Genomic DNA, 24,509 nt, shown 5'->3' on the forward strand with positions numbered 1-24,509 from the left:
CGGGCATACTCTGACGCAGTGAACAAAGACGCTTCCGACTCCCTCTTCGACGACATCAGCCCCGACAACCCCGGCGACTGGGCCCTGTCCTTGTCGGTGCCCGCCGACGCGGGTCACCGAGACGAATTGCGCGCGCACGGACACGGTGACAGCCATGCCCTGGCCGAGCCGTGGTCGAGCTTCTTCGAGCACATCGGCACCGACGGCCTGGCCGACCTGAGCCGGCGCAGCGACAACCTGCAGCGCCAGATCCGCGACAACGGCGTGACCTACAACGTGTACGCCGACGCCACGGCGGGCCTGCAGCGGCCGTGGGCGCTCGACCTGTTCCCGATGCTGGTCGGTCCGGACGACTGGGCCCGCATCGAGACCGGCGTGCTGCAGCGCACGCGCTTGCTCAACGCGATCATGGGCGACCTGTACGGCGAGCGCGAACTGCTCAAGCGCGCCCTGCTGCCCGCCGCCCTGGTGCAGGGGCATCCGGGCTACCTGCGGTCGATGCAGGGTGTGAAACCGCCCGGCGACACCTGGCTGCACATCGTGGGCTTCGATCTGGCGCACGGACCCGACGGCCGCTGGTGGGTCGTGGGCCAGCGCACGCAGGCGCCGTCGGGCCTGGGCTACCTGCTGGAGAACCGCATCGCGATTGCGCGCCAGTTCCCCAAGGCGTTCGCCGGCATGAAGGTGCAGCGCCTGGCGGCGAGCTACCGCGCCCTCATGGACGGCATCAAGCGCATGGCACCCGAGGGCGAGAACGCGCGCATCGCCCTGCTCACCCCCGGGCCCTACAACGAAACCTATTTCGAGCACGCCTACCTGGCGCGCTACCTCGGCCTCACGCTGGTCGAGGGCAACGACCTCACCGTGCGTGACCAGCGCCTCTACCTCAAGACCCTCAGCGGCCTGGAGCCGGTGCATGCGCTCATCAAGCGGCTGGACGACGAATGGCTCGACCCGCTGGAACTGCGCTCCGACTCGCGGCTGGGCGTGCCCGGCCTGCTGCAGGTGCTGCGCGCAGGCAACCTGCTGCTGGCCAACGCGCCCGGTTCGGCACCACTCGAATCGAGCGCCCTGCTCGGTTTCCTGCCGGCCATCAGCCGCCACCTGCTCGGCGAAGAGCTGTCGCTGCCCTCGCTGGCGACCTGGTGGTGCGGCGAAGACGCCGCGCTGCGCGAGGTGCTGCCCCTGATCAAGGGCAGCGTGATCAAACCCACCTATCCGCGCTCGGGCCTGGAAACCGCCATGGGCCAGAGCCTGAGCGAGCGCGAACTCGACGAGTGGTCCGGCCGCATGGCGCGCCACCCCGACCACTACACCGTGCAGTCGTGGCTGCCGCTGTCGCAAACCCCGACCTGGTCGGGCGAACGCCTGATGCCGCGCTCGGCCATGCTGCGGGTGTTTGCACTGGCCGATGGCGCGGGTTCCTGGCGCGTGCTGCCCGGAGGCCTGGTGCGGCTGGCACCACGCGGTGAACTCATCGCCGCCATGCAGCGCGGCGGCAGCAGCGCCGACTGCTGGGTGCTCACCGACGGTCCGGTGGACCACACCAGCCTGCTGCAGTCGGCACCCAGCACGCTGGCGCTGGCGCAGCAGAAACAGCCGGTGACCAGCCGCGCGGCCGAGAACCTCTTCTGGCTCGGCCGCTACACCGAACGCGCCGAGAACAGCATCCGCCTCGCCCAGATCGTGCTCAACCACCTCGGCGGCGAAGAACCCAATTCGCGGCCCCTGATGGCCTGGCTCACGGCCACCGCCACGGAAAACTCGCTGGTGATCTCCGAAGCCCCGGCCGCCACCGTCTCGCCGCGCGTGTTTGCGCGCAGCCTCATGGCCGCCCTTTCGCCCAAGGCGACCGACCCCCTGGCCGCCAGGTCGCACAGCGTGGGATTCAACCTGCGGGCGCTGAAGGCGGCCGCATCCCAGGTGCGCGAACGCCTGTCGCAGGAACACTGGCACCTGATCGAGCGCACCGAGACCAGCTTTGCGCGCGACTGCGCTGCCCTGTCGACCGACGCCGAGTACGCCACTGCCGAAGCCCTGACGGCGCTGCAGAACGCCAGCGAGCTGCTGGCCGCCATCACCGGCTCCCAGACCGACCGCATGGTGCGCGACGACGGCTGGCGCCTGCTCTCCATGGGCCGCCACATCGAGCGGCTCGTCACGCTCTCGAGATCGCTTTCCCTCGCGCTCGAACACGGCTGCGTGCACGACCAGGCCGGCTTCGAAGCGGTCATCGCGCTGTTCGACAGCACCATCACCTTCCATGCGCAGTACCAGCAACGGCGCGACATGGTGGCCCTGATCGACCTGCTGGTGATGGACCGCGACAACCCGCGCTCGCTGGCCTGGGTGGTGCAGACACTGCGCTCGCGACTGGCCAAGCTGGCCAGCAGCGCCACGCCGCAGGACGCGGTGCTGGCCCAGCGCCTGCCCGACCCCGACACCTGGGTGCTGCCCGACCTGAGCAACTGGCAACGCAGCCCCGAAGGCCTGCGCACCTGGAGCGAGCTGGCGGAGTTGCTGGATGGCTGCGAGATCGCGGCCGTGGAACTCTCCAACGAACTCAGCCGCCTGCATTTCAGCCACGCCGATCAGCGAAACCAAAGTCTATGAACACCCGCCGGCACAAGACATGCCACCCATGAGAAAGCGCCAACCCGGAATCACCGCGGAACCGCCCTTCGACATGCTCAGGACGGGCCGCAGGTGTTGCCCCCCTGCGGGGGGAGGCGCCGAAGGCGACGCAGGGGGCCATTGAAATGCTGCTGCGCATCCTGCACCGCACCCGCTACCGCTACCACGGCTCGATCGACCTGGCGCAGCACATGGTGCACCTGTGCCCGCTGAACACGCCGCACCAGCGCGTGATCGAGAACGAATTGCGCATCGACCCGCCGCCGTCCGCGCGCAGCCAGACCACCGACGTGTTCGGCAACCAGCGCACCTTTTTTTCGCTGCAGGCCACGCACAACGTGCTCACGGTGGAGGCCGACAGCGTCGTGGAGACCAGCGCGCACCAGCCGCTGCCGCAGACCCCGCCCTGGCGCGGCATGACCTGGGAACGTGTGCGGGAGCACTTCCGTTACCGGGCCAATGCGCCGTTCGATCCGGCCGCCGAATTCCTCTTCGCCTCGCCCTATGTGCCGCGCGACGACGCCTTTGCCGCCTTTGCCCGACCGGCGTTCAAACCCGGCCTGCCGGCGCTGGCGGCGACGCAGGCGCTGATGGAGCGCATCCACACCGAACTGAGCTATGAGACGGCCAGCACCGAGGTCAACACCCCCGCGCTGGAAGCGCTCGAACAGGGCAAGGGTGTCTGCCAGGACTTCGCCCACATCATGCTCGGCTGCCTGCGCAGCCTCGGGCTGCCCGCGCGGTATGTGAGCGGCTACCTGCTGACGCGTCCGGCACCCGGAAAGGTGCGGCTGATCGGCGCCGACGCCTCGCACGCCTGGGTGTCGGTGTATGTGCCGGTGGTGAGCGAAAAGGACGATGACGATGGCGCACCGCCCGCCGGCGCCTGGTTCGACTTCGACCCCACCAACAACCGCTGCGGCTGGGGCAGCCCGGGTGAAGACTATGTGACGCTGGCCACCGGCCGCGATTTCGGCGACGTCTCGCCGATGCGCGGCGTGATCCACAGCGGCGCCGACCACACCCTGCAGGTCGCGGTGACGGTCGCCCCGCCCGACGAGCTGGAGGTGCTGGAAGCGCAAGAGGCCGAGCCCGAGGCCTGAGCCGCGCGCAGACCGCGCCCGCAACAGGGGCCGTCTTAGAATGGGCCGCTCATTCCCCAGGAGCCCCCATGAGCATCTACGACAAGCTGTCCAGCCTCGGTATCGTCCTTCCACCCGTCGCGGTGCCCGCCGCCGCCTACGTCCCCTTTGTGCAGACCGGCAACCTGGTCTTTCTGAGCGGCCACATTGCGCGCCAGGACGGCAAGCCCTGGGTCGGCCAGCTGGGCCTGACCATGACCACCGATGAAGCCCGACCCGCAGCGCGCGCCGTGGCCATCGACCTGCTGGGCACGCTGGCCGCCGCCTGCCTGGCCGCCGGCAAGACCCTCGACGACGTCAACCGCATCGTCAAGGTGCTCAGCCTGGTGAACTCCACCGCAACCTACACCGAACAGCATCTGGTCACCAACGGCTGCAGCGAATTGCTCGGCGAGGTCTTTGGCCCGGTGGGCGCCCATGCACGCAGCGCGTTCGGCGTGGCGCAGCTGCCCATGGGCGCTTGTGTGGAGATCGAGCTGATCGCTGAACTCCGCTGACCCCCGGAACTTGTTGACCCCCCGCGCGCCTCACGGCGCTCCCCTCTGAGGGGGCGGCATCCGGGGCCGGCGGAGCCGGACCCTCGATGCCTCTGGTGGGGGTCACTTCGGTCGTGTCGCTTCTTGTTGCTTCCTGCGTTCGCTGGCCCGCCGCACCTGCCGGCTCTGGGTGGCTTGTGCAACGACCTGCTCCCTGGCTGCTCGTTTTCGCGCGAAGTGGCGCACGGCATAGCGGGTGACGCCGAAGGCCAGCACCGCCAGCGCTGCGGCAATCACCACACCGGTGAGTTCTCCGCTGTTCATGTTCATTCCACCCGGGTCACGCGGTTGGGCTTGAAGCCCAGGTCGGCCGCCTTGCCTTTGCGACCGCGCGCGGCGCGTGCGTTGTTCAGGCTGCGGATTTCCAGCGTCTCGTCGCGTTCCTTGCCGCCGCGACCGATGCCTTCGATCTTCACGCTCCGGGTGTAGGCCGCTGCGCCGGCCAGCGTGTCCTTGGGTTCGAGGTCGATCAGCATCAGGCCACGTCCGCCTTTTTCCATCAGCTTGAGTTCCCCGATCTCGAAGGTGAGGATGCGCCCGCCGGTGGAGGCGCAGCACACATGGGTGGCCGGCGCCAGCGGCTGCGTGCCCGAGGTGAAGGCCGCGTGCGACGGTGCGCACGGCGTCTCGCCTTCCCCCAGGCTGAGGAAGGTCTTGCCGCCGCGCTGGCGCGACACCATGTTCTCCACGGTGGCCAGGAACCCGTAGCCGCCACTGCTGCTGAGCAGCAGCGTGGCATTCGCCGGGCCGGCGAAGTAGTGCAGGGGCTGCGTGCCGGCCTCCAGTTCGATCAGCGTGGTGATCGGCTGACCGTCGCCGCGCGCGCCGGGCAAGCTGGCCACCGGCACCGAATAGACACGGCCCACCTTGTCCTTGGGCGTGCCGAAGACGATCAGGGTGTCCACCGTGCGGCATTCAAAGGTGCGGTACAGACCGTCGCCGGCCTTGAACGCGAAGCTGCCGGCTTCATGGCCGTGCCCGGAGCGGGCACGCACCCAGCCCTTGGCGGACACCACCACGGTGACGGGTTCGTCCACCACCTTGATCTCGGCCACGGCCTTCTTCTCGGTCTGGATCAGCGTGCGGCGGGCGTCGGCGAAGGTTTTGGCATCGGCCTCGATTTCCCTGACCATCAGGCGCTTGAGGCTGCCCGGGTTGCCCAGGATGTCTTCGAGCCTGCCCTGCTCTTCCTTCAGCGACTTGAGCTCCTGCTCGATCTTGATGGCTTCCAGGCGCGCGAGCTGGCGCAGGCGGATTTCAAGGATGTCCTCGGCCTGGCGATCGCTCAGCCTGAAACGCTCGATCAGCGCGGCCTTGGGCTCGTCGGCCTGCCGGATGATGGCGATCACCTCGTCGATGTTGAGCAGCACCAGCTGGCGACCCTCGAGGATGTGGATGCGGTCCAGCACCTTGCTCAGGCGGTGCTGCGAGCGGCGCGTGATGGTGCCCTGGCGGAATTCGATCCACTCGACCAGCATCTGCCGCAGCGACTTCTGCGTCGGGCGCCCATCGAGTCCGATCATGGTGAGGTTGATCGGCGTCGAGCTCTCCAGGCTGGTGTGCGCCAGCAGCGCGGTGATGAGCTCCTGCTGCCCGATGCGGCTGCTCTTGGGCTCGAACAACAGGCGCACCGGTGCGTCCTTGCTCGACTCGTCGCGCACGCCGTCAAGCACCATCAGGATGCTGGCCTTGAGCTGCGTCTGCTCCTGCGTGAGCGCCTTTTTGCCGGCCTTCACCTTGGGGTTGGTGAGTTCCTCGATTTCTTCCAGCACGCGCTGCGTGCTCACGCCGGGCGGCAGTTCGGTGACCACCAGTTGCCACTGTCCGCGCGCCAGGTCTTCGATCTTCCAGCGCGCGCGCACCTTGAGGCTGCCGCGCCCGGTGCGGTAGGCATCTGCAATGTCGCTCGCCGGGCTGATGATCTGGCCGCCGCCGGGATAGTCGGGGCCGGGCAGGATGGCCAGCAGCTCCGCGTCGGTGAGCTTCGGTGTCTTGATCAGGGCCACGCAGGCATCGGCCACCTCGCGCAGGTTGTGGCTCGGGATTTCGGTGGCCAGGCCCACGGCAATGCCCGAGGCGCCATTGAGCAGGTTGAACGGCAGGCGCGCGGGCAACTGTCTGGGCTCCACGGTGGAGCCGTCGTAGTTGGGTACGAAGTCCACCGTGCCCTCGTCGATCTCGTCGAGCAGCAGGGTGGTGATCTTCGCCAGGCGGGCTTCGGTGTAGCGCATCGCTGCGGCGCCGTCACCGTCGCGCGAACCGAAGTTGCCCTGGCCGTCGATCAGCGGATAGCGCTGCGCAAAGTCCTGCGCCATGCGCACCAGCGCGTCGTAGGCCGCCTGGTCACCGTGCGGGTGAAAGCGGCCCAGCACATCACCGACCACACGCGCGCTCTTCACCGGGCGCGCGGCGGTGTTGTTGTTGGGTCCGCTGAAGCCCAGGCCCATGCGGTCCATGCTGTAGAGGATGCGCCGCTGCACCGGCTTCTGGCCGTCGCACACATCGGGCAGCGCGCGGCCTTTCACGACGGAGAGGGCGTACTCGAGGTAGGCGCGCTGCGCGTAGCTCGCGAGGTTCAGGCCGTCATCGGGTTCGGACAAGGGCAGTTCGGGATTCAGGATGTCGGACATGCGTCGGTTCAAAAAAGGGCGTTCGAAGGTCGGGTCAGATGTCGATCTCGACCGAGTCGCCGTGCAGTTCCATCAGTTCACGGCGCGAGGCGGCTTCGCCCTTGCCCATGAGCTTGGTGATGAGGGCTTCGGTGTCGGCAAAGTTGATCGCGCCCAGCACCACCGGCATGAGACGGCGGGTGTCGGGATTGAGCGTGGTGTCCCAGAGCTGTTCGGCGTTCATCTCGCCCAGGCCCTTGAAACGGCTGATCTGGCACTTCTCGGGCGGCACGCCGTCCTTGGCGCATTTGTCCAGGATGGCATGCAGTTCACCATCGTCGAGCGCGTACTGCTTGGCCGCAGGCTTCTTGCCGCGCGCGGGAATGTCCACGCGAAACAGCGGCGGGCGCGCCACGAACACATGGCCAGCCTCGATGAGTTTGGGGAAGTGGCGGAAGAACAGCGTGAGCAGCAGCACCTGGATGTGCGAGCCATCGACATCGGCGTCCGACAGGATGCAGACCTTGCCGTAGCGCAGGCCGCTCAGGTCGGGCGTGTCGTTCGGGCCGTGCGGGTCCACACCGATGGCCACGGAAATGTCGTGGATCTCGTTGTTGGCAAACAGCCGGTCGCGCTCGACTTCCCAGGTGTTGAGCACCTTGCCGCGCAGCGGCAGCACGGCCTGGCATTCCTTGTCGCGGCCCATCTTGGCGCTGCCGCCGGCCGAGTCGCCCTCGACCAGAAACACCTCGTTGTGCGCCAGGTCCTTGCTCTCGCAGTCGGTGAGCTTGCCCGGCAACACCGCCACGCCCGAGCCCTTGCGCTTCTCGACCTTCTGGCCGGCCTTCTGGCGGAACTGCGCGGCCTTGATGGCGAGTTCGGCCAGCTTGCGGCCGTAGTCCACATGCTGGTTCAACCAGAGTTCGAGCGCGGGGCGCACGAAGCTGCCGACCAGGCGCACCGCGTCGCGCGAGTTCAGCCGCTCCTTGATCTGGCCCTGGAACTGCGGGTCGAGCACCTTGGCGCTGAGCACATACGAGGCCCGCGCGAACACGTCTTCGGGCAGCAGCTTCACGCCCTTGGGCAACAGCGCATGCAGTTCAATGAAGCCCTTGACCGCCTGGAACAGGCCGTCTCGCAAGCCACTCTCGTGGGTGCCGCCGGCGCTGGTGGGGATCAGGTTCACATAACTCTCGCGCACCGGCTGGCCGTCTTCGGTGAATGCCACGCACCAGGACGCGCCTTCACCTTCGGCAAAACTGTCGTGCCCGCCGTCGGCAAAACCCTCGCCCTCGAACAGCGGGATCACCGGCTCGCCGTTGAGCGTCTGCTGCAGGTAGTCGCGCAGGCCGCCCTTGTAGAGCCAGGTCTGGGTGTCTTTGGTCTTCTCGTTGACCAGTGTCACCGTCACGCCGGGCATCAGCACCGCCTTGCTGCGCAGCAAGTGGGTGAGTTCGGGCATGGGCAGCGCGGCGGATTCGAAGTACTTCGCGTCGGGCCAGGCGCGCACCGTGGTGCCCTGCTTGCGGTCGCCCTCGCCTTTGGGCGACAGCACCAGTGGCTCGATCACGTCACCGGCAGAAAACGCGAGCCTGGCCACCTGCCCTTCGCGGTGGCTGGCCACTTCCAGCCGGGTCGAGAGTGCGTTGGTCACGCTCACCCCCACACCGTGCAGGCCGCCGGAGAAGCTGTACGCGCCGCCCTTGCCCTTGTCGAACTTGCCGCCGGCGTGCAGCCGGGTGAACACGAGTTCGACCACCGGCGCCTGCTCCTCGGGGTGCAGGCCGAACGGGATGCCGCGGCCGTCGTCTTCCACGCTCACCGAGCTGTCGGGGTGCAGCGTGACCTTGATCTTCTTGCCGTGCCCGGCCAGGGCCTCGTCGGCCGCGTTGTCGAGCACTTCCTGAATGATGTGCAGCGGGTTGTCGGTGCGGGTGTACATGCCCGGGCGCTGCTTGACCGGCTCCAGGCCCTTGAGGACACGGATGGAACCTTCGGAATACACGGGGGGAGTTTGGGTGGCCATGGGGGCGGATTGTAAGCACCACAGGCCCGAAAGACTGTACAAAAATACAGATTCCCCTCCCGCTTGCGCCGGGTGATGCGCGACGGGAATCAATCCAGCCAACAGTCGACATGACCGGCACGCGACGGCGACAGGCATTGCACAGGCTTCTTCGCTACATTCACCGGATGTCTTCCGCCGCCACCGCCACCGCACGTACCCCGCTGTCCACCGTTCAGGTGCTGCTCTGCGGCGCCCTGATCGTCACGCTCTCGATGGGCATCCGCCACGGCTTCGGCCTGTGGCTGCAGCCCATCACGCAGGCGCAGGACTGGACGCGCGAGAACTTCGCCTTCGCGCTGGCCATCCAGAACCTCTCCTGGGGCGTGTTCGGCATCTTTGCCGGCATGGCCGCCGACCGCTTCGGCGCGTTTCGTGTGTTGATCGGCGGCGCGGTGCTGTACGGCCTGGGCCTCACCGGCATGGCCCTGACCACCACGCCCATGACGTTCGCGCTGACCGCCGGCGTGTTGATCGGTGCCGCCCAGGCCGGCACCACCTATGCGGTCATCTACGGCGTCATCGGGCGGCAGATTCCGGCCGAGAAGCGCTCCTGGGCGATGGGTGTGGCCGCGGCGGCCGGCTCGTTCGGTCAGTTCCTCATGGTGCCGGTGGAAGGCTGGCTCATCAGCAGCTTTGGCTGGCAGGAGGCGCTGCTGTTCCTCGGTGCTGCGGTGCTGCTGATCGTTCCACTGGCCTGGGGACTGCGTGAACCCGGCTTTGCCGGCGGGCGGGCGCCCGCGCGCGAGCAGACCATCCTGCAGGCGCTGCGCGAGGCCTTTCGCTACCGCAGTTTCCAGCTGCTCATGGCGGGTTACTTCGTGTGCGGCTTCCAGGTGGTCTTCATCGGCGTTCACATGCCGAGCTACCTCAAGGACAACGGCCTGTCGCCGCAAGTGGCCAGTTATGCGCTGGCGCTGATCGGGCTCTTCAACGTGTTCGGCACCTATGCGGCGGGCGCACTCGGCCAGCGCATGGCCAAGCGGCACATCCTGTCGTTCATCTATTTCGCGCGCGCGGTGGTGATCGCCATCTTCCTGATCGTGCCGCTGTCACCCATGAGCGTGTATGTGTTCGCCAGCGTGATGGGCCTGCTGTGGCTCTCCACGATTCCGCCCACCAACGCGGTGGTGGCACAGATCTTCGGGGTGGCGCACATGTCCATGCTCGGCGGCTTCGTGTTCTTCAGCCACCAAATCGGCAGCTTCATGGGCGTGTGGCTGGGCGGCGTGCTGTACGACCGCACCGGCAGCTACGACATCGTCTGGTACATCTCCATCGCACTCGGCGTGTTTGCCGGCCTGATCAACCTGCCGGTGCGCGAGACGCCCATCGAGCGTGCGCCGCAGCGCCTGGGAGCCACCGCATGAAGCCAGTGGCCTTGCGGGCTCTGGTGTGGACCGGCGTCATCGCCGCCCTGCTGGGCACGCTCGCGCTCTACAACCAGCCTGGTTTCCTCGTGAGTCTTGCTGATCAGCTGTGGAGTTGTTTTTGATGCATGGCACCGAAGCGCCATCGGCCTGGGTGCAGCGCTGGTCGCACCTGGTGCCCGCCCGGGGAACGGTGCTCGACGTGGCCTGCGGCCATGGCCGCCACCTGAGGTGGTTTGCGCAGCGCGGCCATGCCGTCACCGGGGTCGACCGGTCACCCGAGGCGATCGAAGCGGTGAAGCCCCTGGGCCGCGCCGTGCTGGCCGACATCGAGAACGGTCCCTGGCCCTTTGACGGCGAGAGCTTCGATGCGGTGGTGGTCACCAACTACCTCTGGCGCGCGCTGTTGCCGGTTATCACGCGCAGCGTGGCGCCGGGCGGCGTGTTGATCTACGAAACCTTTGCCATCGGCAACGAGAGCGTGGGCAAGCCCTCGCGCCCCGACTTCCTGTTGCAGCCGGGCGAACTCCTGACGGCGAGCGGTGGTTTGCGGGTGGTGGCCTATGAAGACGGCTTCTGCGACCGACCCGAGCGCTTCGTGCAGCGCATCGCAGCGGTGCGAAAACACCCGGCGGACACCGACTCGCCGCCCCGGTATCCGCTGGATGCCACTGGGTAGAATGCACGATCCGCGCGAGAGGCCGCGCCGCACGAAGCGGCACCGACACGCGCCCCAATTGAGCCTGCAGCAATGAACACCATCACCGGCAGCATCGTGGCCCTGGCCACCCCCCTGCATGAAGACGGCAGCGTGGACTATCCCACCCTGCGCAAACTGATCGACTGGCACATCACCGAAGGCACCGACTGCATCGGCGTGGTCGGCACCACCGGCGAGTCGCCCACGGTCACGGTGGAAGAACATTGCGAGATCATCCGCGTGTCGGTCGAGCAGGCCGCAACGCACGGCGACAAACGCGTGCCCATCATGGCCGGCTGCGGCGCCAACTCCACCCGCGAAGCCATCGAACTGGCGCGCTTTGCCCAGAGCGTGGGGGCCGACTGCCAGCTGCAGGTCGTGCCCTACTACAACAAGCCCACCCAGGAAGGCCAGTACCAGCACTTCAAGGCGATCGCCGAAGCCGTGGGCGACCTGCCGACCGTGCTGTACAACGTGCCCGGCCGCAGTGTGGCAGACATGCACCACGAGACCGTGCTGCGCCTGGCGCAGGTGCCCGGCATCGTCGGCATCAAGGAAGCCACCGGCAACATCGAGCGTGCGCAGTGGCTGATCCGCGAAGCGCCCAAGGGTTTTGCCATCTATTCGGGCGACGACCCGACGGCCGTGGCCCTCATGCTGTGCGGCGGGCAGGGCAACGTGAGCGTGACCGCCAACATCGCGCCGAGACTGATGCACGAACTCTGCGTGGCGGCCATGGCCGGTGACGTCAGGCGCGCCATGGACATCCAGTTCCGCCTGATGCCGGTGCACAAGCAGCTGTTCTGCGAGGCCAACCCGATCCCGCTGAAATGGGCCATGGCCCGCATGGGACTGTGCCGTGAGACCATGCGACTGCCGCTCACGCCGATGTCGCGCCATCTGGTGCCGCAGGTCGAAGGCGCGCTGCAACAAAGCGGCCTGATCTGACTCCCACCCTTCTGTTCACCCCACACACTCCCGGTCTCCACCGATCTGCCCCATGTCCACTCCCACCCTGAATCAGACCTTCCGCCTCAAGACCCGGGCCGGTGCTGCCGCGTGGTCCCGCCTGGGGCTGGTGGTCGCCGCCGGCCTCATCGCCTCCGGTTGCTCCATGCTGCAGGAGGACAAGATCGACTACAAGAGCGCCCAGCGCGGCAGCACACTGGATGTGCCACCCGACCTGACCCAGCTCAGCCGCGACTCGCGCTACAACGTGCCGGGCACCACCGTGACAGCCAGCGGTTTCGAGGCGGCACAGCCCGCACAGGCGAGCGCGGCGACCACGGCCATGGCCCAGGTCGGCGACGTGCGCATCGAACGCGCCGGAAACCAGCGCTGGCTGGTGATCGACCGCCCCGCCGACAAGCTCTGGAGCCCGGTGCGGGACTTCTGGCAGGAGAACGGTTTCCTGCTCGACATCGACCAGGAAGCGCTGGGCATCATGGAGACCGACTGGGCCGAAAACCGCGCCAAGCTGCCCCAGGATTTCATCCGCTCCACCATCGGCAGGATCTTCGAGAACCTGTACTCCACAGGCGAACGCGACCGCTTCCGCACCCGTCTGGAACGCACCGCCAATGGCGGCACCGAGATCTACATCAGCCACCGCGGCATGGTCGAGGTGTATTCCACCAAGGACAACGACCAGACCATCTGGCAACCCCGGCCGGCCGACGTGGAACTCGAGACCGAGTTCCTGCGCCGCCTGATGATCAAGCTCGGTGTGGCCGAGGCGCAGGCACAAGCCGTCACCGCTTCCGCGCCGGTGCAGGCGGCCGCCAAGGTGGTGATGGTGAACAACGCCCCGGTGGTGCAGTTCCAGGACAACTTCGACCGCGCCTGGCGCCGGGTCGGTCTCTCGCTGGACCGCACCGGCTTCACCGTGGAGGACCGGGACCGCAGCAAGGGCATCTACTTTGTTCGCTACGTCGAACCCCTGACCAACGCCAAGGAACCCGGCTTCCTGGGCAAGCTGTTCGGCGCCTCCAAACCCGAAGCGGCGACCGAGCGTTACCAGGTCGTGGTTCGCAGCGCCGACACCGCCACCACCGTCACGGTGCTCGGCGCCCAGGGCCAGCCCGACGGCTCGGCCAATGCCCGACGCATCACGCAGCTGCTGGCCGACGATCTGAAATAAGCGGCGCGCCGCAACAACAACAAAGGCCGCCCATGGGCGGCCTTTTGCGTGGACAGGGTCACAGCCCGAGCTGGCTGGCAGGAAACGCCGGCGTGCTCCTGAGCCAGCACTCGTTGACGCGCTCGCGCAGGGCCACCCGCCGTTCGGCATCCGTGCTGGCCACCAGCGTGTTGCGCACCGGGTCCAGCCGCTCCAGCGTCCAGACCGGTGAACCGATCGCACTGGGCAGTTCCGGCCCCGACCCGGCGGGGCAGGCGTGCGCCTCGACCAGGTGCGACCAGGTCACGCGCCACTGCACAAACCGCGGGTGCAGCAGGCGCACCTGGTCGTAGCTGCGCGCCAGCATCTTCAGCGTGCGGCCCCGTTTCGCCCAACGGTTGAGCGCATCCACGACCGCGCGCTCCCCCAGCGGCCAGTCGGCAAAGTCGGCATCGCTCAGGGTGATCTGGCTCCAGCCTTGCACCGCCGCCACCTCGAACGCCTGGCGCACGGTGTCGACAAACACCTGTCGGCCCTGCAGGCGCCCGGTGGGCAAGCCAGGCGCAGGAGCCGCCGTGCTGGATGGGTCGGAAGGCGTCATGGCGGGCTCCTCGGTGGGTGATCAGCGGGGCTTCACAGGCGGTGCAGCCAGCCGGCCTCGAACCAGTCCTGCAACAAGGCCTGGGCTCCCGGGCTGGCGCGCTGCACCTGGCGGGCGTCCAGGCTGCGCGCATCGGCCAGGTGTTGCATCAGCCGTGCATCGGCGCCACCGGCGCGAAAACTCTCGCCGTTGATGAACACGTGGCGCAGGTCGTACATCATGCGCGTGCGTCGGTCCAGGCGCACAGCACCGGCCACCCAGTCGCCCTGCGCTTCGTCGAACCAGATGCGCGGCTTGGGCTCGGTCATGACCTCCCCCAGCGCACAGGCCAGCGACTGCCGCTCGGCCAGAAGGCGCTGCAGCGCGTCGGCCGCGAACGCCTCGAGACCGGCCGGCATGGCGCCCGGATGGGCCGTGGCGGGTTGGTCCGGGTCGCGGTACAGCGTTTCGTCGTCGAGCTCGTCGGCCATGCGCTGCAGCAACTCACCCGCCAGGCCGCCCCGCTGCGGCGCGCGAAAGCCGATCGAGCAAGTCATGCAGTCATCGCCCACCGCATCCCCGTCGTGCGCCCAACGCGGCGGCAGATAGAGCATGTCGCCGGCGTCGAGCAGATGCTCTTCCTCGGGTTCGAAATGCTGCAGGATCTTCAGCGGCACATCGGGCTGCAGCGTCAGGTCTTTCTGCCGTCCGATGCGCCACCGGCGCTGGCCGCTGGCCTGCAGCAGGAACACGTCGTAGCTGTCGAAATGCGGACCCACGCCACCGCCTTCGCTGGCCCAGGAGATCATCAAGTCGTCCAGGCGCGCATCGGGCACAAAGCGGAAGCGTTGCAGGAGGTCGTGCACCGCATCGACGTGTTGATCCACGCCTTGCACCAGCAAGGTCCAGCCGGGCTGCTTGAGGGGCGGCAACGCGCTGCGTTTGAACGGCCCCTGCTTCAGGGTCCACCCTTGGCCCTTGCGCACAATCAGGCGCGATTCCACGGCTTCCTGGCCGGCCAGATCAAACAGCTGCGAGCGGCCCAGCACCGGTTTGAAGCCGGGGATGGCCTGGCGGATCAGCAGGGGTTTTTTCTGCCAGTGGCGACGCATGAACTGCGCCGCCGACAGGTCGCCGAGCAGGCGGGTGGGTGCATCGGGAGCGACGGCGGAAGGGCGCTGGCCAGGGGTGACGGGTTTGAACATGGGACAATTGTCGGATGAAAATCACCCAACAATGCGTCGTGGCGCTGACCTGGACACTGAAGGACACGCTGGGCGAAGCGCTTGATGTGCTGGAAGAGCCCGTGGAATTTCTGGTCGGAGGCAACGACCTGCTGGCCAGGATCGAAGAAGGTCTCCTGAACCACTCGCCGGGCGACACCATCGAGCTGCATCTGGAGCCGGTCGACGGCTTCGGGGACTACGACGACACCCTGCTCTTCCTGGAGCCGCGCCACCTGTTCCCCGACGACCTCGAAGAAGGCATGGGCTTCGAGGGCCTGCCTGCAGGCTGCAACCCCGCCGCGCCCCGAGACCGTCTGTACTTCGTGAGCGACATCTATCCCGACCATGTGGTGCTCGACGGCAACCACCCGCTGGCCGGCATTGCGCTGCGCATTTCAATGAAGGTGCATTCGGTGCGCGAAGCGACCGAGGCCGAGGTGGGCAAAGGGTCGCTGGGCACCGGCTTCTTCCGCATGCAGGTGGACGAGCCCGACGAGTTGCAAGGCCCGGGCATCACGCCACCGGGACCGCGAACACTTCACTGAACGATGCTGCCCCCACGCTCCGCCGCTGCGCGGGTCGCTGCCCCAGGACAGGGAAGGGCCCGGTCCTTGCCGGGTCTGGGGGCTGATCCGGCTTGGGGCGGCCTGGCGCCGGATCGCTGCGCTTCAGCCGCGGCCAGTTGAGCCGTATCCCCCAGCGCCGCGTTCGCTGGCGGCTTCGAAGTCGGTCACCACGTTGAACTGCGCCTGCACCACGGGCACGATCACCATCTGCGCAATGCGCTCCATGGGTTCGATGGTGAAGGGCACGCCGCTGCGGTTCCAGGCGCTCACCATGAGCTGGCCCTGGTAGTCGCTGTCGATCAGCCCGACCAGGTTGCCCAGCACGATGCCGTGTTTGTGGCCCAACCCCGAGCGCGGCAGGATCATGGCGGCAAAGCCAGGGTCGGCCAGGTGGATGGCCAGGCCGGTGGGCACCAGTTGCCACGCGTTGGGCGCCAGTGTCAGCGGCGCATCCAGGCAGGCTCGCAGATCCAGACCTGCGCTGCCGCCGGTGGCGTAGGCGGGGAGCTGGTCCGCCATGCGCGGATCCAGCACTTTCACATCGATGCGCATTCAGCGGGTTCCAGTCGAACGGGTCATTCGGATTTCTTGAGCGCTTCTTCCATCGCCTTCATCGGGTCCTGCTCGGCTTCTTCAGCCGCGGGTTCGGGCGCTGTGCCGCCCTCGGCGCCAGGCTCGGCACCGGGTTCCTCGGCCGCCGCAGGCTCTTCCTCCTCGAGACCAGGCATGTTGCGCAACATGTCGTTGACCGTGGCCTCGTCCACCTTCACAGCCACATCCAGGTTGCCCGTGACGATGCCCGGGTTGAGGACGATCACCGTCACCATGATCACCTGCAGCACGATGAAGGCGATCGAGCCCTTGTAGATCTGTGCGGTCGTCACCGCCGGAATCCGCTTGCCCGTGACCACATCGTCGTAGTCGTTGCGGGCAGCCACGCTGCGCAGGTAAAACAGCGCAAAGCCGAACGGCGGCGTGAGGAACGAGGTCTGCAGGTTCATGGCCAGGATGATGCCGAACCAGATCAGGTTGATGTCGAGCTTCTCGGCCACCGGCACCAGCAAGGGCACGACGATGAAGGCGATCTCGAAGAAGTCGATGAACATGCCCAGCACAAAGACCAGCAGGTTGACCACCAGCAGGAAGCCCAGCTGGCCGCCCGGCAGCTTGTCGAACAGGTGCTCGACCCAGATGTGACCGTCGGCCGCATTGAAGGTGAAGCTGAAGACGGTCGAGCCGATCAGGATGAACATCACGAAGATGGCCAGCTTGGTCGTGTTTTCCAGCGCCTGCTGAAGGAGCTTGAACGACAGCGTGCGACGCGCACCGGCCATGATGAGCGCGCCCAGCGCGCCCATGGCGCCACCCTCGGTGGGCGTGGCAACGCCCAGGAAGATGGTGCCCAGCACCAGGAAGATCAGCACCAGCGGCGGGATCAGCACGAAGGTCACGCGCTCGGTCAGGCGCGACAGCAGGCCCAGCCTGAACAGGCGGTTCAGCAGGGCCAGCCCGAGGGCCAGAAAGGCCGAGATCGTCATCGACAGAATGAAGATTTCGTCGCCCGGCGCCGGCAGCTCTCGCCCCAGCCACGGGTTCATCACCGACTCGTGCACCTGCGACCAACCAAAGCCCGCAAGACCACAGAACGCGAGCAGTGCGATCAGGGAGAGGTGACCGCTGGAGCCGTCGGGTTGCGAATAAATGCGTGCCTCGGGTGGCAGAGCCGGCACCCAGGAGGGTTTGACCAGCGCCACCGCCACGATGAACAGCAGGTACAGGCCGACCAGCATGAGGCCGGGCACCAGGGCGCCGGCGTACATGTCACCCACCGAGCGGCCCAGCTGGTCGGCCAGCACGATCAGCACCAGCGACGGCGGCAAGGCTTGCGCCAGCGTGCCCGACGCGGTGATGGTGCCGGTGGCAATGGTTCGGTTGTAGCCGTAGCGCAGCATGATGGGCATGGCGATCAGGCCCATGGAAATCACGGAAGCCGCCACAACACCCGTGGTGGCGGCGAGCAGGGCGCCGACCAGCACCACCGCGATGCCCACCCCGCCGCGGACCGGGCCGAACACCTGGCCCACCGTCTCGAGCAGGTCCTCGGCCATGCGGCTGCGCTCGAGGATGATGCCCATGAGCGTGAAGAACGGAATGGCCAGCAGCGTGTCGTTCTGCATGATGCCGAAGACCCGCAGCGGCAATGCCTGGAACAGGTTGGAGGGGAACAGCTCCAGCTCCATGCCGATGAAGCCGAAAAACAGCCCCGTGGCAGCCAGCGAGAACGCGACGGGAAAGCCCGCCAGCAAAAAGACCAGGAGGCCCACGAACATCACGGGCACGAAGTTCTGCGTCAACAGTTCGATCATGTCGCTGCTCCTGCGCGGCGCGCCTTTTCGTCAGCGGCAATCTGTTCGGCCAGCAACTCGGTCTCGGAGGGGCCGGTGTGGCTCAACACGTCGGGTCCGTTGCCGGTGAGAAAGGCGAAGCGCTTGATGAGTTCGGAGACGCCCTGGACGAAGAGCAAGGTGAAACCGAGCGGGATCAGGCCGTACACCGGCCAGCGGATGAGACCGCCCGAGTTGGACGACATCTCGCCCGAGGTCCAGGCCCGCTCAAACAACGGCCAGCCCAGCGTGGCCATCATGTAGCACATGGGAAACAGGAAGACGATGATGCCGGCCACGTCGATCCAGTTGCGGGTGCGCGCACTGAACTTGCCGGAGATGAAGTCGATGCGGACGTGGGCGTTTCGCAAGAAGGCATAACCCCCACCCAGCATGAAGACCGCTGCAAACAGGTACCACTGGATCTCGAGCAGACCATTGGAGCTGACGTTGAACACCTTGCGCACGATCGCGTTGCCCGCGCTGATGAAGGTGGCCGCCAGAATCAGCCACATGGCCATCTTGCCGATCAGGTCACCGAGCGCATCGATGAGCCGCGAAATCTTGAGGAGGAACAACATGGGAATTCCCATTGGGTTGGCACAGGACGGACAAAGCCATCGAGTCTAGCAAGCGGAGACGCCAGCACCTGAAGGGCGGCTGACGATGGCGCCGCAGCACGAAGCCGCGACAGCGGTGGTCCGAGCAAAAAACCCCGCCAGGGCGGGGCTTCTTGCCGGACGTGCTCGACGGTGGATTACAGCTTGGCCGATTGCATGTAACGGTCGAACTGCGCTTCGGTGAAGCGGAACCAGAGGTTCTGGTCCTTGCGGAAGGCTGCGTAGATCTTCTTCCACTTCGGATTCTTCGCGCTGTTGTCCGCGTAGAGCGCCATGGAGTTCTTGAAAGCGGCATCCATGACCGACTTGGGGAATGCCAGCACCTTGGTGCCGGAAGCCACCAGTTGCTTCAAGGCGCCCGGGTTCAGGGCGTCGTACTTGGCCTGCATGGTGGTGTGGGCGATCGCGGCTGCGCACTCCACGATGGCCTTGTTCTCGGGCGACAGCGCCGCGTAGGCCTTGTTGTTGACGTACAGCGAGAGCTGCGGGCCGCCTTCCCACCAGCCGGGATAGTAGTAGTACGGTGCCACCTTGTTGAAGCCCAGCTTCTGGTCGTCGTACGGGCCAACCCACTCGGTTGCGTCGATCGTGCCTTTTTCCAGCGCCTGGTAGATTTCTCCGCCAGGAATGTTTTGAGGCACGGCACCCATGGTGGTGAGCACCTTGCCGGCGAAACCGCCAACGCGCATCTTCATGCCCTTGATGTCGTTGAGGCTCTTGATTTCCTTGCGGTACCAGCCGCCCATCTGGGCGCCGGTGTTGCCCATGGGGAAGTTCACGATGTTGTAACCCTCGTAGAACTCGCGGAACAGCTTCATGCCGTTGCCTTCGTACATCCACGCCGTCATCTGGCGGCTGTTGAGGCCGAAGGGAATGGCGCAGTCCAGCGCAAAGGTGTCGTCCTTGCCGAAGAAGTAGTAGGGCGCGGTGTGCGCGCACTCCACGGTGCCTTCCTGCACACCGTCGACCACGCCGAACGCAGGCATGAGTTCGCCGCCCGGGTGCACCGAGATCGAGAACTTGCCGCCCGACATTTCACCGACCTTCTTGGCAAAGACATCGGCCGCGCCGTAAATGGTGTCGAGCGCCTTGGGGAAGCTCGATGCCAGACGCCAGCGGATGGCGGCCTGGGCATGCACTGCGGGCGCAGCGCCGGCAGCCAGCACGCCGGCAATGCCTGCATGCTTGATGAGTGAACGACGATCCATGTTGTATGACTCCGTGGTTGGTATGGATACACCCAATCCGGCGAGGCCGGGCTGGAGACTGGTCAGTCAACCGGGATTGTAGGAACGCCCCCCCGGGAGAACGCGGGGGTTTTCCCTCGAAAGGCCGCATCGCCTCGACACCCTTCAGCATCGTGCAAGCTTTCTCTCAACGCCCTGCGGGCGGGCGCGGTCCGGCTGGCGATGCGGATTCAACCCGGCGAAGTCGGCCGGGAGAAACGGCTCAGCCCACCACCTTCAGACCCGGCGCGGTGTGCAGCAACGCTTCGAACCGGGTGCGGATGGAGGCCTCGATGCCGGCAGCGTCCAGACCCAGTGCCGCGAGCAGCTTGCCGGGATCGCCATGCTCCGAAAACTCATCGGGCAAACCGAGCGCGAGTACCGGCAACACCAGACCCGCGGCCTGCAGCGCCTCCATCACCGCACTGCCCGCTCCGCCGGCAAGACAACCCTCTTCCACCGTGACGATCGCTTCGTGGGTGCGCGCCAGTTCGCCCAGCAGTTCGGTGTCCAGCGGTTTGGCCCAGCGCATGTTGGCCACGCTGGCGCCGAGCTTCTCGCCGGCGGCCAGCGCCGGATGCAGCAGCGTGCCGAAAGCCAGGATCGCGATGCCCTTGCCCTGTCGACGCAGCTCGCCCTTGCCGAACGGCAATCCTTCGAGGCTGGAAGGAACGGCAGTGCCCACACCGGCGCCACGCGGGTAGCGCACCGCCACCGGCTGGTTTTGCGCGTGTGCTGTCGAGAGCAATTGACGGCACTCGGCTTCATCGGCCGGGCATGCGATGGCCATGTTGGGAATGCAGCGCAGGTAAGCAATGTCGTATGCGCCCGCGTGCGTGGCACCGTCGGCGCCCACCAGGCCGGCGCGGTCGAGTGCAAACACCATCGGCAGGTTTTGCAGCGCCACATCGTGGATCAGCTGGTCGTAGCCTCGCTGGAGAAAGGTCGAGTAGATGGCCACCACGGGCTTGAGGCCCTCACAGGCCAGGCCGGCGGCAAAGGTGACTGCGTGCTGCTCGGCGATGCCGACGTCGAAATAGCGTTTGGGGAAGCGGCGTTCGAACTCGACCATGCCAGAGCCCTCGCGCATCGCGGGCGTGATGCCCACCAGGCGCTCGTCGGCCGCCGCCATGTCGCACAACCACTGTCCGAACACCTGCGTGAAGGTGGTCCTGGGTGCAGCCGCGGGTTTGACAAGGCCCACCGCCGGGTCGAAGGTGCCCGGGCCGTGGTAGGCGATCGGGTCGTTTTCGGCCAGTTTGTAGCCCTGGCCCTTTTTCGTCACCACATGCAGGAACTGGGGCCCGCTGTCGGCCTCCAGCAGGTGACGGATGTTCTCCAGCGTCGGAATCAGCGAATCGAGGTCGTGCCCGTCGATCGGCCCGATGTAGTTGAAGCCGAATTTCTCGAACAGGGTGGCGGGCACCACCATCCCCTTGGCCTGCTCCTCCAGCCGCTTGGCCAGCTCGAACAGGGGCGGTGCGCCCTTGAGCACCTGCTTGCCGACGTTCTTGGCCGCGGTGTAGAACTGCCCGCTCATGAGCTGGGCGAGGTACCGGTTGAGTGCACCCACCGGCGGCGAGATCGACATGTCGTTGTCGTTGAGCACAACCAGCAGACGGCCGTCGGCCACACCGGCGTTGTTGAGCGCTTCGAACGCCATGCCGGCCGTCATCGCGCCGTCGCCGATGATGGCCACGGCGTTGCGGCCTTCACCCTTGATCCTGGCGCCCATGGCCATGCCCAGTGCCGCTGAAATGCTGGTGGACGAGTGCGCGGTTCCGAACGTGTCGAACTCGCTTTCCGAGCGACGCGGAAACCCGCTGATGCCGCCGAGCTGGCGCAAGGTGTGCATGCGGTCGCGCCGACCCGTGATGATCTTGTGCGGGTAGGTCTGGTGGCCCACGTCCCAGACCAGGCGGTCCTCGGGCGTGTTGAACACATAGTGCAGGGCCAGCGTCAATTCAACCGTGCCGAGGTTGGAGCTGAGGTGCCCGCCGGTGCGCGCCACGCTTTGCAGCAGGTAGGTGCGCAGCTCGTCGGCCAGCGGCAGCAGCTGGGCGCGGCTGAGGCGGCGCACATCGGCCGGAGACTCGATGGAGGAGAGCAGGGAACTCATGGGCAGATGGACTCGGGTCATGAAAAGGAAAGCGGCCTCGAGGGACCTCAGGATGCGCGATGACCGACCCAGTCGGCCAACGCATGGAGGGTCTCCAGCCGTTCGATGCCGCTCTCGCGCAAGGCCTGGTGGGCCTGATCGAGCACACGGTCGGCGTGGGCTTGTGCGCCGCCCAGGCCGAGCAAGGAGACGAAAGTGGGCTTGTCCGACGCCGCGTCCTTGCCCGCCGTCTTGCCCAGCGTAGCCGAATCGGCAGTCACGTCAAGGATGTCGTCCACCACCTGGAAGGCCAGGCCCAGGCAGGCGCCATATTCGGCCAGCCTGGCATCGGTGGCGGCGGTCGTCTGCGCGGTGGCCGCGCCCATCATGACGCTGGCCTGCAAGAGTGCGCCGGTCTTCTGCCGGTGCATCGCCTCCAGCGCAGGCTGGTCCAGCGTGCGGCCCACGCTGGCGAGGTCGATCGCCTGGCCGCCTGCCATACCGCCTGCGCCTGCCGCCAGCGCCAGCAAGCGGCACAGCCGGGCGGCCATGGCGGGTTGCACACTGTCGTCCTCGGGCACCAGCAGCTCGAAGGCGAATGCCTGCAGCGCATCGCCAGCCAGCAAGGCCTGGGCTTCGCCAAACCGCACATGCACCGTGGGTTTGCCGCGGCGCAGAACGTCGTTGTCCATGCAGGGCATGTCGTCGTGGACCAGCGAATAGGCGTGGATCAGCTCGACCGCACAGGCTGCGCGCAAGGCAGACCCGGTGTGTCCACCCACCGCTTCGCAGGTCGCCAGCACGAGCAGCGGGCGCAGGCGTTTGCCGCCGTCCAGCACCGCGTAACGCATGGCGTCGCCCAGGCCGGCGGGGGCCTGCCGAGGCAACCAGTCCTGCAGCGCACGTTCGACCACGGCTTGCTGCGTTTCACGCCAGAGGGCAAAGGGAGAAACCGCCGCACTGGCCGGTGAGAGATTCATGGAGCATCCCAGGGTTTGAGTTCCCCACCTTCGAGCACCTTGATCTGGTTTTCCACCGCCTCGAGACGGGCGCGGCAGTAGGCGAGCAGCTCGGCGCCGCGCTGGTAGCGCGTGAGCAGCTGGTCCAGCGGCAGCTGCCCGGCGTCGAGCTGGGACACGAGTTGCTCAAGCTCTTCGAGCGCGGCTTCGTAATTCGCCGCGACAGCGGGCGTGTCGCCGGCGGGAGCGGCTGAGGCGTTTTTGGGGGAGCGGGGCACGGCGGCGGTTCGATCGTTCACGGGTTTGATTCTAAAGTGGGCGCGCCTTTGCATACCGTTGCAGGACAACGGGTACTGCCCTGCGGGGTAGAATTCGGCCCTTTTTCATCACTGACGGGCGACCACCGCCCGGAGGGACGCACCACTCCACCCATCCCGCGCGAATTCGTCTCACGAGCACAGCGCTTACCCTGCCCCTTCATAGGGGGAGTCTCTAGGTCAGGACCACGATGTCTGATTTAAGTCTTCAACTGCAGCAGGCCGCAAGCCAACTTCAGGTTTCCAGCTACTTTGACGAGGCGCTGTTCCAGCGCGAAAAGCAACTTCTCTTCCAGCGCGGGCCCCGCTATGTGGGGCACCAACTCGCTGTTCCCGCTGTCGGGGACTACCACGTCCTGCCACAGGAAGCGGGCGGTCGTGCCCTCGTGCGGACCGCCAGCGGCGTGGAACTGGTGTCCAACGTCTGTCGACACCGCCAGGCCATGATCCTCGAAGGGCGGGGCAACCTGCTCGAGACCCGCAGCGGCAGCGCGGCCGGCAACATCGTGTGCCCCCTGCACCGCTGGACCTACAGCGGCATCCAGGGCGCACGGGCCGGCCAGTTGCTCGGTGCGCCCCACTTCGACAAAGACCCCTGCCTGAACCTGAACAACTACCCGCTGCGCGAGTGGAACGGCCTGCTGTTCGAGGACAACGGATGCGATGTCGCCACCGATCTCGCCCACATGGGTCCGCGCGCTGCGCTCGACTTCGAAGGCATGGTGCTGGACCACGTGGAGCTGCACGATTGCAACTACAACTGGAAGACCTTCATCGAGGTTTACCTCGAGGACTACCATGTCGCGCCGTTTCACCCCGGCCTGGGTGGCTTTGTCACCTGCGAAGACCTGCGCTGGGAACTCAAGCCCGAGTACTCGGTGCAGACGGTGGGTCCGGCCAACCTGCTGGGCAAGGCGGGCAGCCCGGTGTACCAGCGCTGGCACGAACAGCTGATGCAGTACCGGCAGGGCCGGATGCCCGAGCACGGTGCCATCTGGCTGACCTACTACCCGCACATCATGGTCGAGTGGTACCCGCACGTGCTCACGGTCTCCACGCTGCATCCGGTGAGCGTGGACAAGACCATCAACATGGTCGAGTTCTACTACCCCGAGGAAATCGCCGCCTTCGAGCGCGAATTCGTTGAGGCCCAGCGCGCCGCCTACATGGAAACCTGCCTGGAAGACGACGAGATCGCCGAACGCATGGACGCGGGACGCAAGGCGCTGCTGGCGCGCGGCGACAACGAGGTCGGCCCCTACCAGAGCCCGATGGAAGACGGCATGCAGCACTTCCACGAGTGGTACAGGAAGAAGATGAGCCCCCCCGCACCGCCTGCGGCGCGGGGAGGCTGAATC

Annotated in this window: 22 protein-coding genes; 10 read left to right on the forward strand and 12 right to left on the reverse strand. The window is 66.7% G+C overall.

The window, feature by feature from the left end:
• The first annotated feature begins 18 nt into the window (after positions 1 to 18).
• The 3 genes from QUV35_RS14460 (at position 19) to QUV35_RS14470 (ending at position 4,273) form a co-directional block, all read left to right on the forward strand.
• Complete coding sequence (locus tag QUV35_RS14460) at positions 19 to 2,613, forward strand: circularly permuted type 2 ATP-grasp protein (protein ID WP_300875474.1); 2,595 nt, start codon at positions 19 to 21, stop codon at positions 2,611 to 2,613.
• 146 nt (positions 2,614 to 2,759) lie between these two features.
• The gene (locus QUV35_RS14465; RefSeq protein WP_300875476.1) at positions 2,760 to 3,737 is read left to right on the forward strand and encodes a transglutaminase family protein; all 978 of its coding nucleotides are present in this window, start codon (positions 2,760 to 2,762) and stop codon (positions 3,735 to 3,737) included.
• Between the two features lie 68 nt (positions 3,738 to 3,805).
• Positions 3,806 to 4,273: a RidA family protein gene (locus QUV35_RS14470; protein WP_300875479.1), complete on the forward strand. Its 468-nt coding sequence runs from the start codon at positions 3,806 to 3,808 to the stop codon at positions 4,271 to 4,273.
• A 102-nt stretch (positions 4,274 to 4,375) separates the two neighbouring features.
• On the opposite strand, the gene QUV35_RS14475 is transcribed toward QUV35_RS14470, so the two are convergent.
• The 3 genes from QUV35_RS14475 to QUV35_RS14485 are packed head-to-tail and all read right to left on the reverse strand — an operon-like array spanning position 4,376 to position 8,947.
• Complete coding sequence (locus QUV35_RS14475; RefSeq protein ID WP_300875482.1) at positions 4,376 to 4,576, reverse strand: hypothetical protein; 201 nt, start codon at positions 4,574 to 4,576, stop codon at positions 4,376 to 4,378.
• 2 nt (positions 4,577 to 4,578) lie between these two features.
• The gene (gene parC / locus QUV35_RS14480) at positions 4,579 to 6,942 is read right to left on the reverse strand and encodes a DNA topoisomerase IV subunit A (protein ID WP_300875486.1); all 2,364 of its coding nucleotides are present in this window, start codon (positions 6,940 to 6,942) and stop codon (positions 4,579 to 4,581) included.
• A 34-nt stretch (positions 6,943 to 6,976) separates the two neighbouring features.
• Entirely contained in the window at positions 6,977 to 8,947 is a 1,971-nt protein-coding gene (locus tag QUV35_RS14485) for a DNA topoisomerase IV subunit B (protein ID WP_300875489.1), read from the reverse strand.
• 167 nt (positions 8,948 to 9,114) lie between these two features.
• Here QUV35_RS14485 and QUV35_RS14490 point away from each other — a divergent pair, with 167 nt between their 5' ends.
• The 5 genes from QUV35_RS14490 to bamC all read left to right on the forward strand — a co-directional run bounded on the left by QUV35_RS14490 (position 9,115) and on the right by bamC (position 13,196).
• Positions 9,115 to 10,356, forward strand: a complete 1,242-nt coding sequence (locus QUV35_RS14490; RefSeq protein ID WP_300875492.1) for an MFS transporter — start codon at positions 9,115 to 9,117, stop codon at positions 10,354 to 10,356.
• On the forward strand, positions 10,353 to 10,481 hold the full coding sequence (locus QUV35_RS14495; protein WP_300875495.1) for a hypothetical protein: 129 nt from the start codon (positions 10,353 to 10,355) through the stop codon (positions 10,479 to 10,481). Before QUV35_RS14490 ends, QUV35_RS14495 begins: the two co-directional genes overlap by 4 nt.
• On the forward strand, positions 10,481 to 11,035 hold the full coding sequence (locus tag QUV35_RS14500) for a bifunctional 2-polyprenyl-6-hydroxyphenol methylase/3-demethylubiquinol 3-O-methyltransferase UbiG (protein ID WP_300875498.1): 555 nt from the start codon (positions 10,481 to 10,483) through the stop codon (positions 11,033 to 11,035). The genes QUV35_RS14495 and QUV35_RS14500 overlap by 1 nt, the downstream gene beginning before the upstream one ends.
• 72 nt (positions 11,036 to 11,107) lie before the next feature.
• Positions 11,108 to 12,004 (forward strand): 4-hydroxy-tetrahydrodipicolinate synthase, encoded by an 897-nt coding sequence (dapA, locus tag QUV35_RS14505; RefSeq protein WP_300875500.1) that lies wholly within the window; start codon positions 11,108 to 11,110, stop codon positions 12,002 to 12,004.
• 52 nt (positions 12,005 to 12,056) lie between these two features.
• Positions 12,057 to 13,196 carry an outer membrane protein assembly factor BamC gene (bamC, locus tag QUV35_RS14510; RefSeq protein ID WP_300875503.1) on the forward strand — a complete coding sequence of 380 codons (1,140 nt, stop codon included), beginning with the start codon at positions 12,057 to 12,059 and terminating at the stop codon, positions 13,194 to 13,196.
• Positions 13,197 to 13,254: 58 nt separating this feature from the next.
• On the opposite strand, the gene QUV35_RS14515 is transcribed toward bamC, so the two are convergent.
• Together QUV35_RS14515 and QUV35_RS14520 are read right to left on the reverse strand one after the other, a co-directional pair.
• Positions 13,255 to 13,776, reverse strand: coding sequence for a hypothetical protein (locus QUV35_RS14515; protein WP_300875506.1), 522 nt, complete (start codon positions 13,774 to 13,776; stop codon positions 13,255 to 13,257).
• 32 nt (positions 13,777 to 13,808) lie between these two features.
• Entirely contained in the window at positions 13,809 to 14,867 is a 1,059-nt protein-coding gene (locus QUV35_RS14520) for a cupin domain-containing protein (protein WP_300875570.1), read from the reverse strand.
• 107 nt (positions 14,868 to 14,974) lie between these two features.
• Between QUV35_RS14520 and QUV35_RS14525 the strand changes: the two genes are divergently transcribed.
• Positions 14,975 to 15,526 (forward strand): peptidylprolyl isomerase, encoded by a 552-nt coding sequence (locus QUV35_RS14525; protein WP_300875509.1) that lies wholly within the window; start codon positions 14,975 to 14,977, stop codon positions 15,524 to 15,526.
• A gap of 123 nt (positions 15,527 to 15,649) precedes the next feature.
• Here the strand turns inward: QUV35_RS14525 and dut are convergent, their stop codons facing one another.
• From dut to xseB, 7 genes are all read right to left on the reverse strand, one after another.
• On the reverse strand, positions 15,650 to 16,099 hold the full coding sequence (gene dut / locus QUV35_RS14530; RefSeq protein WP_300875512.1) for a dUTP diphosphatase: 450 nt from the start codon (positions 16,097 to 16,099) through the stop codon (positions 15,650 to 15,652).
• A 23-nt stretch (positions 16,100 to 16,122) separates the two neighbouring features.
• Complete coding sequence (locus QUV35_RS14535) at positions 16,123 to 17,913, reverse strand: TRAP transporter large permease subunit (RefSeq protein ID WP_300875515.1); 1,791 nt, start codon at positions 17,911 to 17,913, stop codon at positions 16,123 to 16,125.
• On the reverse strand, positions 17,910 to 18,512 hold the full coding sequence (locus QUV35_RS14540; protein ID WP_300875518.1) for a TRAP transporter small permease subunit: 603 nt from the start codon (positions 18,510 to 18,512) through the stop codon (positions 17,910 to 17,912). The genes QUV35_RS14535 and QUV35_RS14540 overlap by 4 nt, the downstream gene beginning before the upstream one ends.
• Positions 18,513 to 18,688: 176 nt before the next feature.
• A complete protein-coding gene (locus tag QUV35_RS14545) occupies positions 18,689 to 19,759 on the reverse strand; it encodes a TRAP transporter substrate-binding protein (RefSeq protein ID WP_300875520.1) in 1,071 nt (356 codons plus the stop codon).
• A 241-nt stretch (positions 19,760 to 20,000) separates the two neighbouring features.
• Positions 20,001 to 21,896 carry a 1-deoxy-D-xylulose-5-phosphate synthase gene (gene dxs, locus QUV35_RS14550; RefSeq protein WP_300875522.1) on the reverse strand — a complete coding sequence of 632 codons (1,896 nt, stop codon included), beginning with the start codon at positions 21,894 to 21,896 and terminating at the stop codon, positions 20,001 to 20,003.
• Positions 21,897 to 21,943: 47 nt separating this feature from the next.
• Positions 21,944 to 22,855 (reverse strand): polyprenyl synthetase family protein, encoded by a 912-nt coding sequence (locus QUV35_RS14555; RefSeq protein WP_300875525.1) that lies wholly within the window; start codon positions 22,853 to 22,855, stop codon positions 21,944 to 21,946.
• Positions 22,852 to 23,112 (reverse strand): exodeoxyribonuclease VII small subunit, encoded by a 261-nt coding sequence (xseB, locus tag QUV35_RS14560; protein WP_300875572.1) that lies wholly within the window; start codon positions 23,110 to 23,112, stop codon positions 22,852 to 22,854. Before xseB ends, QUV35_RS14555 begins: the two co-directional genes overlap by 4 nt.
• Positions 23,113 to 23,342: 230 nt before the next feature.
• Between xseB and QUV35_RS14565 the strand changes: the two genes are divergently transcribed.
• On the forward strand, positions 23,343 to 24,506 hold the full coding sequence (locus QUV35_RS14565) for an aromatic ring-hydroxylating dioxygenase subunit alpha (RefSeq protein WP_300875528.1): 1,164 nt from the start codon (positions 23,343 to 23,345) through the stop codon (positions 24,504 to 24,506).
• Positions 24,507 to 24,509 lie beyond the last annotated feature (3 nt).

This window comes from Hydrogenophaga sp. (assembly GCF_030373225.1).
GTDB lineage: Bacteria > Pseudomonadota > Gammaproteobacteria > Burkholderiales > Burkholderiaceae_C > Hydrogenophaga.